Raw genomic sequence first — 13,934 nt, 5'->3', positions numbered from 1 at the left:
GTCTACGCCGTCACCAGCCTCGACGCCCACCAAGCCAGCCCTGCCGATCTGGCCACCGCGACCCGCGGGCACTGGTCAGTAGAGAACTCCTCACACCACATCAGGGACGTCACCTTCACCGAAGACGCCTCCACCGTCCACACCGGAACTGGCCCCCGGGCCATGGCGACCCTCCGCAACCTCGCCATCGGCGTGCTGAAAACCCTCGGAGCCGACAACATCGCCAAGACCACCCGGGCCATCCGTGACGAACCCCGACGAGCGCTCCCCATCCTGGGCATCACCAACAACCCGGACACTCACGGAACTTGATCAGGCCCTGGCGTTGCGGTCCCCGTCGGGCCACCAGGTCATCGTCGAGACTCCTCAGTCCTGCAGGATGTCGAAGGTCACGCCAGCCGGCAGTTCGCTGACGTCGGAAGTGATCTTGTAGTCGGTGAAGGTGCGGGGGGTTCCGACGCCGCTGGCAAGAGCGACTTGGACCCGGTCCAGCAAGGGCTGGGCAGGGGCGTTGCCGTAGGCATTGGAGTGGCTGAAGACGTACAGGCCGCGCATGGTCATGATGCCGCGAGTCGCAGTGCGATCATGATCGAACATGAACTGCAGCGTCTTGTAGAGGGCGGTGAGGTCCTCGGTAGTCACGCCCGTTTTTTGGGCCAGGGCGGCGGAGTAGTGGAACTGCGCCCGGTACAGGCCGTAGGGCACAGTCCATTTGCTACCCATTTCGGTCTTTTCGCCCTTGTCAATGTCTTCCTGGCGTGTCTGAGTTACCCGGGTAATGGCGTGTGAGACGGGTAGGACGGGGTGGATAGAGCGGGCCATGCCGAACTGCAGGGGGCCGCGGATCTGACCCAGTGCTTTGGTCTCACCGGTGGAAAGCACCGCGCCGAACAAGCGTACGTCGATGTATCGGTCGGTCATCCACCGCCGGGCAGCTTCGGCTTGCTCGGGAGAGATCTTTCGAGATTTAAGTTCGATGCCAGTTGCTTTGTACGATTCGGCGGTGCGGGTGTTGAGGGCGTGTCCGGCCTCGACGAACACGTTATAGCGGTCGGCCTGGTAGTCGAGGGCGTCGGCGGTCAGCCCGATCGTGTCGCGGATCTTCCGCTTGAGTGCAACATCGGTGACTAGGCCGTGTCCGGTGGCTTCGTCGACACGGGGTCGGTTGCCGCCATCGGGGTCACCGTTGGGGTTACCGTCGGTAACGTCGAAGAAGATTACTGCATCGTGTCGGACCGCCGGATCGGTCGTCTGGGGCTTCACTGTTCGTGGTTCCCTTCGTTGGTGTCGTGCTCGTCGGTGGGTAGGTCGTCGGCCGGGATTTCTGGGGCTTTGCCGGTCTTGGCCATCCGGATGTCATGTGCCTGCTGATGGAAGTAGCCGAGGATGAACCATGACTGGCTTTCCGTGTCATGTAGGGGAGCGACTGGATCGGTGAGCCGGTCCTTTAGTTCACGCACCCGTGCCCGGTAGCGGCCGGCGGCCCGACCGGCACGCTCGGCGCTCTGGCGGCTGATGGGATTGCTGCTGTCGTCGCCTGCGGCGCTGTCCAGCTTCTTGAGCCAGGCAGGGTAGAGCTGGCAGCCTTGCACAAGGGCAATCCGAGGGTTGGCCACCGCACCGGCGAAGTAGCGGTGAAAGAAAGTGGCGTTGGGCTGCTCGCTCTGCCGGTAGGCGGTGCGCTGGAGTGACTCGAGTACGGCGAAGAGCCGCCCGTACAGGTAGGCCGGGTTGTCCTGCTTTTCGTCCAGCACGGCGGTGGGTCCTCTTCCTGTTCGTTGCGGGTGACGGGTGAGTACGACCCGTAGTAGCGCGGCCCGTGGGCCGTCGATTCGCAGGTCGGTGCGGATCCGGCGGACAGCATGGGCGAGAAGGTGGGGTGGCAGCGTTCCTCCGCGCAGGCCGCTGTGCAGGAGCAGTTGCGCTAGGTCGTCCGGTCGGTCAGCGGCCTTGTCCCAGAGCTCGATGTACCGTCCGCCGCGTTCAGATCTGTCCGGCAGCCACTGGCCAGAGCATCGGACTAGCATCCAGATGGGGTATGCGTTTGGAACTTCTTGGCCTCGGGCGAGGATCTGGTGATCGTTGAACCAGGCGTCGACGTTGTCCTCGGCCTTGGTGAGCGGCATCTCCAGCCAGTGGTGAACCACGAGCCGGGCCACGTTGCCGGACAGCGTGGCCGAGCAGAAGGTCAGTCGGTCATCGGGCCGTCTACGTTTCCGGCCGGTGACCAGCGAGTGGAGGTACTCGCTGATTTCCTCGGGCTTACGGTCGAGCATGGCGATGGTTTCGCTGTTGGCGCCGTTGCTGACCCACCAGGCGAGACGCGTTCGTTGGCGAGGGTAGGTGAATGTGAATCGCTGTTCGGACAGTATGGCGCTGAGGTTGGCGACGGCAGCCTGACCGCAGGACACGCAGATCGGCGATCCGGCGAGCCCTTCGTTGAAGTCGTACGTGTGGATGCGCTTGTTCGCCGACAGCAGCGCGACCTCTTGGTCTGCTCGTGGGACCAGTGCCTTGGGCAGCGATTGTGGTATCCGGTCTAGCAGGGGCTGATCCGGCTGGCCACAGACCAGGCATAAGCCTCGCTGACCACTCCCGTCGGCACTGGCGCCGCTCTTGCGTTCCTGTACGACTGCCTCCCACAGTGTCCACAGCGTGTCCTGTTCAGTCGCTCGCTTACCGCCGACTGATATGACGACAAGGTCGCGCGATGACCACTTCTCGTCGTCGGGCGGCTGGGGTAGCTCTCGACGGTCGTAGAAGGCCACGAGTGCCCGTGCTGTCGTATCGTCCGGATGTTCGCGCAGCCAGCGACGGGACAGGTCGACGAACGACTCGTGTGCCTGCGCCACCCGTTCGGGTTTGGCTTTGTCGTCCGCCCAGCCGAGTACGTATTGGGCATCATCGGCGCCAATCGCCGGGGCGATCCCCGATGTGCGGCCGGCGTTTGGCACTAGGATCGGCAAGCCGGTCTTCGTGGGTCGTTCACCCGATGCCTTCAAAGGAACCAGTCGACGTAGCTGCCCCTCGCTGTTGAGGTTCAACTGCCACCGAACGTTTCGGATCCGACTGTACGGGCGGCTATCCTCACCGTAAGCATCGTTCGGGCGACGGAACTCAACCAGGTGGCGTAGCAACATCACGCCACCCCCGCTATCCCGACGCCATCACCTGGTATCCCGCGTGCCGGAACGTGTAGCACGCCCTTTTCCAAACGTGCGGTGAACCAGTCAAACTTGGTAGGTGGGCCGTAATGGATACGATGCAGCATGATTCCCAGGTCCTCGGTCAGGTCGATCGGCTTGCGCTCGTCCGGGGGGAAAAACGAGACGGGAAATTCCTTCGAGCCTAGGAAGGGCTGCTGGTAGCACGCGCCACGATTGACCCGTCGCCGAAACTGCTCGCGGTAGGCGACGTCCCTCTTGTCGGCGTGTGCTGCCAGCTCGACCTGGGCATAAATGCGGTACTCGACGTCCCGCAGGCACAACGCGCTACGCTGGTCTCGGCTAGCCACCGTGTTGATCCGACGTCCTTTGTTGACAGCATCGGCGAGGCTGGGAAGGTCGCTAGTCTCGTTGCGGCGCAGGTTGAACTGCTGGATTGGCCGTAGCACCTCGATTTTCACCGGAACCCAGCGGAATTCTGGCTTCCAGAAGATCGCATCCAGCACGCCGGCGGCTGCTGTAGGGGTCATCACGGGGTAGCTCACCCGCTCCACCCGTAGCTCGGGTCTTGTGAAAAGTGCAGCCTCGCCGCGAACCTGTACCACCACTGGCGGATGAGAACGCTGTCCTGGTTTGTCACTCACGGCTGATGATCCTTTTCCATTGATCAGGTGGAAGTTAGCCCTGTTGGCGAGCTATCGCCCTGCTCACCGCCGCATTCGTGGGTAGCGCGACGGGGTTGCTGACCTGGTGGGGCGGCGCAAGCCAGTCCAATGCCGTTCTGACTGCGGGGGCAGCCTTCGGCGGCACGACGGTCTTGGTCGTGCGGCTGGTCCAGTTCATGCGGGGCAAGAGCAAGTAGCCCTGGATGGCGCGCTTGTCTGGCGAGCCGCTGCAGGGCGGCTCGCCAAACAGGGCGCCTGCGCGTCGGGCTACCACAGGTAGTCCTTTCCTTCGTTGCCCAGGTCTATGCCGTATCCGTCGTCGTAGTCCCCGTACCACTCACACAGGTCACCGATGACAGGGAGGAGGTGGGGTGCCACGTCTGCTGCTCGTGCAGTACTGCGGCGCAGGTTGACGATGTACGGCTGTAGGTCCCGCAGCATTCTCATATCCGGGTAGGGGCCGCGTAGGGCCTGCAGGCACCTGTCAATGATCTTCGCGCCACTGTGGTCGCCGCCGTACCGGACGACGACCGGAACAGTGTCCTCGTTGATCATTCGGAAGGCCAACTCGCGCTTTCGTTGAGTGCTACCTGTGGCCTTCAAGGGGCCATCTGCCACGGCGACAAAGTCCCACCGGCTCCGGCTGGCCCTGATGGCTTTAGAGGTACTACCCGGGCCTTCGATGTCAAGAGTGCCGTATAGTTCTGTGAAGTACTCATCCAGGGTCGCCTGGTTCTCAGGGTCGCTATCGGGGCCGAAGTGCATGTGCGCCACTTCGATCTGCGTGGGGTATGAGGGCGGAAGCCCGCCGTCGTCCGGGTCAAAGATTACGACCAGCCCGCCGCGCTGGCCAAGGTCACCTTCTCGATTACACCGGCCGGCGACCTGCGCTAGTGATTCGGGAGGTCCGATTGCTCGGAATGCCACCGGGAAGTTCAGGTCGACCCCTGCCTCGATCAAAGAAGTGCTGATTAGCAAAACCGACTTGCCATCTGCCAGTATGCGTTGGACAGCTCTTAGTGCACTCTTGCGGTGGGCCGGGCACATTCCAGTGGACAGGTGTAGCACCGCCATCTCGTCGCTGGCTATATTTTGAGCATGGCGAAAAGCAGTTCTCGCGTCACGCACAGTGTTGACCACCATCAGGGCCTGCCGATGTGTAGCGGCTTCATTCACCATGTCCGCAAGGGATGGCTTCGGCTTGAGCCGCCAGTCGTACTTCACTCGCTGGCACTCGGCAAAAAAAGACTCCTGGTCCGGCAGAATCTCGCGCGATTCCAACGCCTTGAGGGGGTCGAGCGCGTGAACAGCAGGCTGAGTGGCCGATGACAACACCACGGTCACCCCAAACTGCTGCGTCAGGATCCGCAGCGCATCGGCAATCTGCGGTAACAGATCGTGCGGTAATGCCTGCACCTCATCTAGAACTAGCACGGAATCGGCGATCCGGTGCAGCTTGCGCATGCGAGACTGTGTCCGGCCGAACAGTGACTCGAAGAGCTGGACCGTGGTGGTAACGATGAAGGGCGCATCCCAGTTTTCCGACGCGAGGCGCCGCCACGAGTGATATTGACCGCTAGAGTCAGAATCGTTGATCTCAACGTGGCTATGATGTTCAAGGACAACCCGCTCGGCGTGTGGGTCCTCGGGGTCGAGGAGGTCTCTGTAGACCGCCGCATTCTGTTCGGTGATAGTAATGAAGGGAACCGCGACGATCACCCGTCGCTTACCATGCAGCGCTGCGTGCTTCAAGGCGAATCCAGCAGCGGCGATAGTCTTCGCGGTCCCAGTCGGAGCGGTCAACCGAAAGATGCCAGGCTCCCGCTCAGCGGCAGCGATCGCTGCGGCGAACAGCCGTTGTCGATGACCATCCATCGCACCAGGCGCCCGGAGCCGCAGATATTCCGCACGCCGGGCCAGGAAGCGACTGAGCAGGGCCGGAGCATCCAGGTCAGGGCCTACCCTCGGAAGACCGCCCTCCACATGGGCCTTAGTGTCAAGCACATCGGCATCAACCAGGCAGGAGAACAAGAATCGTAGGAGGAACTCTCTCGTCATCGGCTCTGCACTGTCGTCAAATTCGACAGGCATAATAGGAATTTGAGAAAACACTTCGGGAAGCGCTACTCGAAGAGTCTTCTCAACCTCAGCCCACGGACCGGACCGCAGTCGCTCCTCCGCGGCAGCATCTTCACCAAAGAGGGCGTCAACCTGCCCCTGATTAGTCAAGCCGCCATGGTGCCCGGCCACAGCGAACTCCACCGGCCGGAGATGGTGACGACGGGCCAACTGTACGCCGAAGGACTTGTGATCCAGGCCCACCCGACCGTTCGTCGGCTCGACGAGCAGCAACTTGTCCTGCCACGCCTGCCAGCACTTGCCGCCGTCATGGACAAGGCCTGTCCACCACGCCAACTCGCCGAGCCCGAAGGGTGATGCGAACAGCCGAGCCAGATCCGCCGAGCCGCGTAAGTGATCTTCGAGCCGGTGCCGAACTCCGAAGTGGTTCTTGCTGTGCGCCCACACCTGAAGACTCCTTGAGGTCAGTGAGACCGGCATGCAACCACGGCAGTACGACGAAATGTCGCCCCGCCTCGCGGGACTGTAAAATTACTGACAGATTGATCGAGGTTGCCATTGCGCGAGCCCTGCTGGTTTGGGGCGTTACCGCGTCGGTCGTCGGCAAGCGCTTTGATCATTAGATCCGTCAGGCCGATGAAGGGCATTGCGACACTACATGCTGGCTTGGCGTGGCGACTTCGGAAGACCGCAACCACAGGGTCCGGTTGCTGGGACTGCCTTCGGAGCAGTGCTTATGCCGCTACAGAAGATTTCGGTAAGCGAGCATAGCAACGTAGCGCCGCGACCTGTTTCCTTGGCGGGAAGTGAAGAAGTTGCAGGTAATCAGCGTGCGGAGATGGGTGAGGCGTCGGGTTAGGAAACCGTTGCTCTATCCCCTGAGCTACGAGGGCGCGAGAGCCCAGTCTAGCGACCCGGGGGTTCACCTGGGGTGGCAGGGAGTGGCCCACGTTCACCCACGTCACCCGGACCACCGTTGTCGCAGCCCAGGAGCACACCCCGAGCACACGAATCCCGGGTTGCGACCGGCGGTCGGCCGTGGTGATCCGCGTTGGCACCGGTTCATCCCGGTTGGCATCCGCTGGAGAGCACACACCGCGCACATAATCGATGGTCATCGTCTCGAAATTTCCCTGCCAGGACTCGCGGGCGGGTGGGAGCGCTGCCCCCTCCGCGAGCTTCGGGCGGCGGCTCAGTCACGAAGCTGACGAAGGGTTGTCAGCGTTCGGCATGAGTCCCGCACGACGCTTAGGGCACAGCTCGACGTGCCCGCTGCGTTGCGGGGAACGCGGACCTCGATCGGTTCGACGTCCCGCACCGATGACGGGTCGAAGTCGACGCCGTAGCGCTCGCTCCAGACCAGGTCGCGGATGGATTCCGCGCCGATTCAGGCGTCCGGCAGACCGGAGTCCCGAACGACGCCCAGTGCCCGGATCAGCCACGGGCTGCGCCGGATCAGGTCCCGCAGTTCGTCTTTCCGCATTGTTTCTCCTGGTTGCCGCGGTTGGATTCCTGGTCATTCGAACAACCGGCCCACGAGAGCGCCCTGGCCGGACTGCAGGACGTGCGCGGCTCGTAGCGGTACCCAGAAGCACTCGAACCGGGTTGGCTGCCGCCCGCCGTCGTGCTCTTCCTGGCTCGCCCACCGTTCGGGCGTCGCCCCGTGCAGCGTCAACTCGAAGATGTGGCGACGCTGGATCTCGAAGCGGAGCGGGGTGATGTCGTACTCGACCTCGCCCAGCTTGCGCACGATGGTGAAGCCCGTTAGTCCGGTCTCTTCGCGGGCCTCGCGCAGCGCCGCGTCCGCGGGGTCCTCACCCGGGTGGACGCTGCCGCCGGGCACCTGGATGCCTACCTCCTCGTAGCTGAAGTCAGTGTGGCGGAAGACGAGCAAGTGCCCTTCCCGCACGACGTAGCAGAGAACCTTGCTGGTGATCACCTTCTCGGGCACGGTGCCTTCCTCCACTCCTTTCCTCTGGTGCGTCTATCCGGCGTCTGGCAGGTGTCTATCGGGCAGGCCCAAGATGGCTTCCTGGGCCGCTCGGGCGAGAGTGGCCTGGGTGGCGGCGGGTAGTCCGAGCTTGTTCCAGTGGTAGATCACGTGCAAGGCGACTGCTGCCTGCAGACCACGGCTGAGGGTGCCCCTTTCCCGTTGACGGTGTAGAGCCGTGCCGGCGTGTGCCAATGCGGTGTGCCAGTCGCCGGAAGTGCGAGGTGCGCCGAGCAGCAGGCTTCGAACGTCTCCGGTGACCCTCGCCCACCTGCGGGCATCGGTTATGGGTGCCTGGTTGAGGTGTGCGGCGCGGTGCTCGGGGACTTGTGCCCAGACGTCGCCTTGCTCGTTGGGGTCCAGCCCTGCTACGCGCATGAGGGCGCTGCACAAGATCAGGGAGTGTTCGCGCCGGGTGGTGGGGTGCTGGTGGAGGTAGGTGAGGAGGTGGCGGCTGTCGTGGTGGAACAGCGTGTGCGCGGTGGCCATTGCGTCGTGGCCGCCAAAGGCATGGGTTTCGGGTTCGTAGATGCCGCTGGTCCAGGTGGTCCCTTCGGTGAGTAGTCGGCTGGCCCTGTCTCCACTGTCGGGGCTGTTCGTGGGGAGGTAGCGGATGCGCCAGGCACCTTTACGGATGAACCACCAAAAGGTTATGAGGCTGGCGGTTTCGGCGACGGGAAGGACTCGGCTGAGGTGGGCGACCGCTCGTTGCTCTCGCTCTTGGGCGGTCTGGCCGGGGTCGACCACGGATGACGGGTCGAAGTCGCGTCGTTCGTCAGCGGGTCACCCGCGCTCGGCTGGTTCATGGGGTGATGAGGCGATCGTCTATGCCGTAGTGGCCCCACCAGGTAGGCCGGTATCTGCGGAGTGTGCCTCCGACGCGGGTCAGCAGGAGCCAGTTGCCGCTCTGGACCAGCGCGGCGTCCTCTTTCCGGGCGGCCAACACCCGGGCCACGGCCTTCATCATGTTCGGGATCCCCTTGTCGACCAGGTCGTCTGCCCGCATGGAGAAGTCGATGTCGACGTATGTCTCTGGCTCCCACTCCCAGCGGGCACCGTCTTCGGCCTCGGCATCGAAGTAGCCCTGGCTGCCTGAGGATACGGTCAGCGCGTACCCGCGGGTGTCGTAGAGGCGGGCACTGAGCAGCTGTGGGTTGGTGCCGCTCGGCCTGGGCTTCTCGGCGGGTTCGGCTGCCACGAGATCAGCCACGTGGTCCAGGGGCAGGTCACCGGCGAGGGTCAACCTGAACTCGACAGCCATCTCTGCGCCTCTCCTCAGTCTCGACGGACGATCTGCACGATCGCGCGGCTCGGCGTTACCGCGACGAGTTTTTTCAGCTTCTCGACGGGCCAGGTGTCGAACTGTGTCCGCAGGGCCGCGAGGTCTCCGTGCCAGTCGTGCAGGTTCAGCACCACGCGTTGGGTCTGCTCCTTGTCGACCTTGGCGCGGACCTCGCTCCAGACACCCCGTACCGGCTTGCCGAGAGTGGGCGAATAGCAGTCGAACACGTGACCTTCGATCAGGTAGTCCGGGTCTTTGTCCGGGTTGCCGGAGTCGCCGGTGCGGAGCCGGGCGTCGGCGATCTCCTGCCTGGTGGGGTTCTGGTGGACCCGGTAGCTCGTGCTGGCGACTATATCGGCGCATTCGTTCTCGAGCTCCAACGGACGCCGCCCTTCGTCGTCCAACCTGGGTGGAGTTCTGGTTCTCGGACCGGTCGGCGTCCCGCCCGGGACTCCGGTTGGCTGTCTGGTCCAGAGCGTGCCGTGGTCATGGTCATCCGATGGGGTGTCGCCGGCGGCATGAGGTGTCGGCGGCGGGTCACCGTGCTGGGAAGGGGTAGGGCTGGCCGGTGGGTGACCGCCAGCCCCTGTCAGTTTCCCGACGACCCCAGCTGCCGGGCCTGCGCGATCGCCGCTTCGATGGCCTGCCGGGCCCCGCCGGTGCGCTGCACGACCAGCACCAGGACCTGCTTAATGGCCTCCAGGGCCTGCAACAGCGGCCCGGGCTGCCCGCCCTGTAGGACCATGGCGACGTACTGCTGCGCCTCACCGACTCCGGCCTGAGTTGTAGCGATTTAGTGACCACTCCAGCCGAGGGTGGTCAGGAGGGTTCGGGTCTCGGCGGTGATGCGTGGCTGGGCGGTCACTTGCTGGGTGCCGATGGTGACGGTGGCTGAGCGGAGGGGCCGCAGGGTCTTGAGGATCTTGTTGATACTCAGCCCGGAGCGTGCTTGGGCTTCGCGGGAGATGGCCAGGGCGGCGAACACGACGGTCAGGTGGGCCTGGATGCTGTCTTCGAGGCGGTGGAAGACCGGTCGTGCGGCCAGGTCGGACTTGGTCATCCGGAAGGAACGTTCGACCTGGTAGAGGTCGTGGTAGGCGGCCACGACGGCCGCACCGTCCATCACGGTGGGGTCGATGTTGGTGACGTAGCCCTTGATCCCGATCAGGGATCGGGCGCGTTCGACGAGGTCCCAGTTCACGCTGGTGGTGCTGTCGGTGAAGGTGACGAAGCGGTCCTTCTTCAGCGGTCGTTCGCCGGCGGCGACCTTTTCGGCGCGTTCGACCATGGCGTTGATCGTGCGGTTGTCGTGCTGGGCTCGTGTGAACGTGTACTGGTAGACCACCCGCCGGTCGCGGGCCTTGGTCCCGGTGCCCATGCGCCGGGTGGTCTCGATCGTCGCGCCGTCGGGCAGGTGGTTGCCGTGCCGCTCGACGTGGGCCTCAAGTTCGTAGGGGATTTTGCTGGTCTTGGAGCCGACGATGAACCGGAATCCGTTGTCTTCCAAGGCCAGCAGGTTGGCCGCGGACAGCATCCCGGCGTCGGCCACCACGACCAGGTCGTCGGCCTGGTGGCGGTCGCGGAATCGGGTCAGCACCGGGATCAGGGTTTTGGTCTCGGCTTTGTTGCCGGCGAACAGGTCTATCTCCAGCGGGAACCCGTTGGCGGTGGTGAGCAGCCCGACGGTGACCTGCGGGTCGACGCGGCGTTCCTTGCTCATCCCGACCTTGCGCAGCTGGTCTTCGCGTTCGACCTCGAAGTGCAGGGTGGTCACGTCGTAGAGCACGACCGCCAGCCCGCCGCCGCGGGTGGCGTGCCGGTGACAGGCCTGCGCGATCACGGCCCGGTAGTCCCGCTCGACCACCCGCTTGAGGCAGCGCATGAACGTCACCCGATGCGGCGAGGCGATCCCGATCTCGGTCAACACACGCACGGTGTCGGCCTTGCTGGTCGGCTCGATCACCCGGCCCAGAACCAACGCCCGAAACGCCTCGTCGCCGAGGCGATCCAGGCCGAGGTCGTCGTAGAGGCTGTTCAGGACATCCCACAAGATCAGCGAGGACGTGCCCTCGACCACCGCCGACGCCCCGCCCGCACCGGTGCCGACGCCGTCCAGGTCCAGGGCAAACTGCCCACCATGCAGGCGTTCCTCAGCGACCTGCAGCAGCAGCGCCAACTCGTCGTCGGTATGGGCCGAGCCGATGTGCTCGATGCTCAGCACCCGCCGGCCTCGTTTGTGCACGATCTGGACCGCGGTCGCTCCGGAGGCGGTCTTCACCCGCCGCACGAAAGCGCCCACCCCGCGAGACTACCCACGCCGCCAAGCCGCGTTAGTGACCACATCGGCGCCAATCCGCCGGCAAACGCCGAGGTCAGCGGCACCCGTGATCACAAGATCGCCAGAACGCTACAACTCAGGTCCGGTGATGGCCCCGGCCGCCGCGTCCCGAGCGGCGTCCACGGCGCTCTGCACAGGCACCAGCCCGGCGATCGTCTCCTGCGGGGTGGCCTCGTTCGGCACCGCAGCGGCGGCCGTCGTCGCCTCACCGATCGACCCAGCAAGTCTTCCCAGGCCGCCCTGGATGCCCGTGATCGCGTTGCGCACCCGTGCCACACCCGCCGCCACCGCAACGAAGCCCGCACCAGCAGCCCGCGACGCCGTCTCCTGCGCCTGACGGTCGACGGCGGCGGCCGACCCCTGCGCGCGTTCCACCCCGGCCATCAACGCACGGAGTTCACCGGTGATCTTCTCGATCTGTGACACGTGGCCGGCATCCCCTATCGATGAAAGTGGAAGTTCTCGACCGCTGAACCTACCGGTCTCCTCGCGAGGCCACTAGACACTGGGCGAGTCGGCACAGCAGGCGGCCAGTCGCATGAGCGGCTTCCGGTCCAGGTTCCAGCGCGTGTGGCGGGAGTGGATGCTACTGGCCTGTCAGCTGTCGCTGATACGCAACTGAGGCATGTCGTAGAGGCTCGCCTCGGGGATAAGACGCATGATGGGCCCGCAAATCCCGATGATCAGCAAACGGATGGCTGACACGATCGGGGCCCATAGCCCTTCGCGCGCATCGTGGCAACCCGTCAGCCCACAAGACGACGCCGCCATCTGAGATGATCAGCCGTTGCCGAATTGTAGTAGTGGCACGTCGTACATCGTGGGATCGGGGACCCGGCGCATTGTCGGCGCGGCAACCTCCATAACCAACATTTCGGTGAGGAACTGGACGGTGGCGGCAAGCAGGTGGCTGGTGTGGCCGGTGGCGCTGTGTTCCTTGAGGCCGACGCTGACGTGGATGTGCGGCAGGATCCGGTCCTCGGCGTCGTCGTAGGCGATGGTGCCGCCGCCGAGTGCTTCGACGTTGGACAGGTGCACGCGGTCCCACAGGGGTGCCTGGGGGTCGTCGAGGCGTTGGCATGTGCCGACGATCTCGACATTGCTGAAGCCGGCGATGAAGACGGGGATGTAGCCGTGGCGGATGCCGTTGATGCGGCAGGCGTCGGCGAGGGCGGTGAAGAAGTCCTCGCCGTGGTCGAACGTGACGCCGATCATGCGGCCGGGCGTGAGGTCGTGGCTACGCATACTGCATCTCCGGCTGTTGGCTGAGGGCCGGCCAGGGCCAGCGGGCGGGATCGCCGGTGCCGTAGGCGGCGAATGCGGCGGCGATGGTCTCGGGCTCGGCGCCGGCGGCGAGAAGGGTGTGCAGCAGGATGCGCGCCTTGTAGGGGTCGAGGAAGCCGGCGCCGATGAGCCCTCGGCGCTGCAGGTCGCTCTCGGAGCCGGGGAAGGCGTAGGTGGATGCCAAGACCGGTCCGGCACCAGTACGGGAGTCAGCGGCAGCTGCCAATCCCTGCGCGCGTTTCACCCCGGCCATCAACGCGCGGAGCTCACCGGCGATCTTCTCGACCTGCGACACGGAGCCGGCATCCCCAATCGGTGAAAGTGGAAGTGTTCGACGCCTGAACCTACCGGGCTCCTTGCGAGACCACCAGACACCGCGAGGCGGTCTGCACCGCAGACAGCCGCCCCGATACGAGCAGCCGCATGAATAGCTCTTCGGTCCAGATTCCAGCTCGCTGGTGCGGTCTGTCGCTTTCCTGTCCGGCTGCCGACCTGTCAGCATCGACGGGATGGCGGTCCGTTCTCGTCGGGAGGCTCGGTGGGAAATCGCAAGCGCAGTGGCCGCCAGCAGCGGCGGGAGCCGATCCGCCGGATGATCCCGCCCACCCGCGTGCCCGGCAGCCGGCGCCCTCACCGCCCAGACGAGACGGCGCTGATGCCGCCGTTTGAGTACAGCCCGATGTTCGGACGGCTCGTCGACGCGCCGGTGGAGATGGTGCCACTGCTCGCGGTCCTAGCCGTTCTGCACCAAGCGCAGAGCGGCATGCCGGTGGGCACCTCAGGGCTATTGCGTAGTGCCGTTTAGCCTGTTCACGGTCGGTTTTCCGGTGGTCACAGCGGTGATGAGGTCGTGGGGACGCTGGCTGGCTTCGCGGGTGGCTTCGGCGATGTTGGTGGCGCCGTTGAGGCGGTGGTGCCCGATCGAGGTGTTACGGAGGGTGGCGAAGACAGCGGGTCCGTTCCCGGTCCGGGCTTGATGCGCATCTTCACGTAACGTGACATCTCGTACATAGTGCACCCTGTTTTCGATCTGCCACTCCGCCCGAGCCCAGGCGCCCAGATCGACCGGCCGGGCCTGACCGGCGGGCAGGGAGATCGTCAGGTACGCCGTCTCGCGGCTGGTCTTGCCTTT

The 13,934-nt window shown here is 64.7% G+C and carries 11 protein-coding genes and 5 pseudogenes; 2 read left to right on the top strand and 14 right to left on the bottom strand.

What is annotated here, in order from left to right; translation table 11 throughout:
* A pseudogene (locus T398_RS25880) lies at positions 1 to 142 on the top strand (ISAs1 family transposase); the annotation flags it as partial.
* Between the two features lie 224 nt (positions 143 to 366).
* On the opposite strand, the gene cas7c reads toward T398_RS25880, so the two are convergent.
* From cas7c to T398_RS25815, 13 genes and pseudogenes are all read right to left on the bottom strand, one after another.
* Complete coding sequence (gene cas7c / locus T398_RS25875) at positions 367 to 1,263, bottom strand: type I-C CRISPR-associated protein Cas7/Csd2 (RefSeq protein WP_018255303.1); 897 nt, start codon at positions 1,261 to 1,263, stop codon at positions 367 to 369.
* The gene (locus T398_RS25870; RefSeq protein ID WP_496450435.1) at positions 1,260 to 3,140 is read right to left on the bottom strand and encodes a type I-C CRISPR-associated protein Cas8c/Csd1; all 1,881 of its coding nucleotides are present in this window, start codon (positions 3,138 to 3,140) and stop codon (positions 1,260 to 1,262) included. The genes cas7c and T398_RS25870 overlap by 4 nt, the downstream gene beginning before the upstream one ends.
* On the bottom strand, positions 3,140 to 3,808 hold the full coding sequence (cas5c, locus tag T398_RS25865) for a type I-C CRISPR-associated protein Cas5c (protein WP_496450434.1): 669 nt from the start codon (positions 3,806 to 3,808) through the stop codon (positions 3,140 to 3,142). The genes T398_RS25870 and cas5c overlap by 1 nt, the downstream gene beginning before the upstream one ends.
* A gap of 288 nt (positions 3,809 to 4,096) precedes the next feature.
* Positions 4,097 to 6,355, bottom strand: coding sequence for a CRISPR-associated helicase Cas3' (cas3, locus tag T398_RS25860; protein ID WP_496450433.1), 2,259 nt, complete (start codon positions 6,353 to 6,355; stop codon positions 4,097 to 4,099).
* A 1,069-nt stretch (positions 6,356 to 7,424) separates the two neighbouring features.
* Positions 7,425 to 7,859, bottom strand: a complete 435-nt coding sequence (locus T398_RS25855) for an NUDIX hydrolase (protein WP_496450432.1) — start codon at positions 7,857 to 7,859, stop codon at positions 7,425 to 7,427.
* A gap of 33 nt (positions 7,860 to 7,892) precedes the next feature.
* Complete coding sequence (locus T398_RS25850) at positions 7,893 to 8,645, bottom strand: thiopeptide-type bacteriocin biosynthesis protein (protein ID WP_496450431.1); 753 nt, start codon at positions 8,643 to 8,645, stop codon at positions 7,893 to 7,895.
* A 55-nt stretch (positions 8,646 to 8,700) separates the two neighbouring features.
* The gene (locus T398_RS25845; protein ID WP_496450430.1) at positions 8,701 to 9,159 is read right to left on the bottom strand and encodes a SitI3 family protein; all 459 of its coding nucleotides are present in this window, start codon (positions 9,157 to 9,159) and stop codon (positions 8,701 to 8,703) included.
* Between the two features lie 14 nt (positions 9,160 to 9,173).
* Positions 9,174 to 9,584: a CdiA C-terminal domain-containing protein gene (locus tag T398_RS25840; RefSeq protein ID WP_496450429.1), complete on the bottom strand. Its 411-nt coding sequence runs from the start codon at positions 9,582 to 9,584 to the stop codon at positions 9,174 to 9,176.
* A 185-nt stretch (positions 9,585 to 9,769) separates the two neighbouring features.
* Positions 9,770 to 9,961 (bottom strand): annotated as a pseudogene (locus T398_RS25835) (DUF6244 family protein); the annotation flags it as partial.
* Between the two features lie 12 nt (positions 9,962 to 9,973).
* A complete protein-coding gene (locus T398_RS25830) occupies positions 9,974 to 11,479 on the bottom strand; it encodes an IS1634 family transposase (protein ID WP_496450428.1) in 1,506 nt (501 codons plus the stop codon).
* Between the two features lie 120 nt (positions 11,480 to 11,599).
* Positions 11,600 to 11,944, bottom strand: a pseudogene (locus T398_RS25825) (DUF6244 family protein); the annotation flags it as partial.
* A gap of 354 nt (positions 11,945 to 12,298) precedes the next feature.
* Positions 12,299 to 12,763: a PPC domain-containing DNA-binding protein gene (locus T398_RS25820; RefSeq protein WP_496450427.1), complete on the bottom strand. Its 465-nt coding sequence runs from the start codon at positions 12,761 to 12,763 to the stop codon at positions 12,299 to 12,301.
* Positions 12,756 to 13,139 (bottom strand): annotated as a pseudogene (locus T398_RS25815) (asparaginase); the annotation flags it as partial. The pseudogene T398_RS25815 and the gene T398_RS25820, both read right to left, overlap by 8 nt.
* Before the next feature lie 201 nt (positions 13,140 to 13,340).
* Here T398_RS25815 and T398_RS25810 point away from each other — a divergent pair.
* Positions 13,341 to 13,607 carry a hypothetical protein gene (locus T398_RS25810; RefSeq protein ID WP_496450426.1) on the top strand — a complete coding sequence of 89 codons (267 nt, stop codon included), beginning with the start codon at positions 13,341 to 13,343 and terminating at the stop codon, positions 13,605 to 13,607.
* Here the strand turns inward: T398_RS25810 and T398_RS25805 are convergent.
* Positions 13,587 to 13,934: pseudogene (locus T398_RS25805) on the bottom strand (ISAs1 family transposase); the annotation flags it as partial. The gene T398_RS25810 and the pseudogene T398_RS25805 overlap by 21 nt on opposite strands.

This window comes from Salinispora goodfellowii (genome assembly GCF_059570675.1).
Note: the sequence above shows the minus strand (reverse complement) of the source record. Positions and strands in the feature narration are given on the sequence as shown.

Bases quoted from the DNA above. Each gene is read 5' to 3' on its own strand.
- T398_RS25870 (WP_496450435.1), bottom strand. From the start codon at position 3,140: ATGTTGCTACGCCACCTGGTTGAGTTCCGTCGCCCGAACGATGCTTAC.
- T398_RS25820 (WP_496450427.1), bottom strand. From the start codon at position 12,763: ATGCGTAGCCACGACCTCACGCCCGGCCGCATGATCGGCGTCACGTTC.
- T398_RS25845 (WP_496450430.1), bottom strand. From the start codon at position 9,159: ATGGCTGTCGAGTTCAGGTTGACCCTCGCCGGTGACCTGCCCCTGGAC.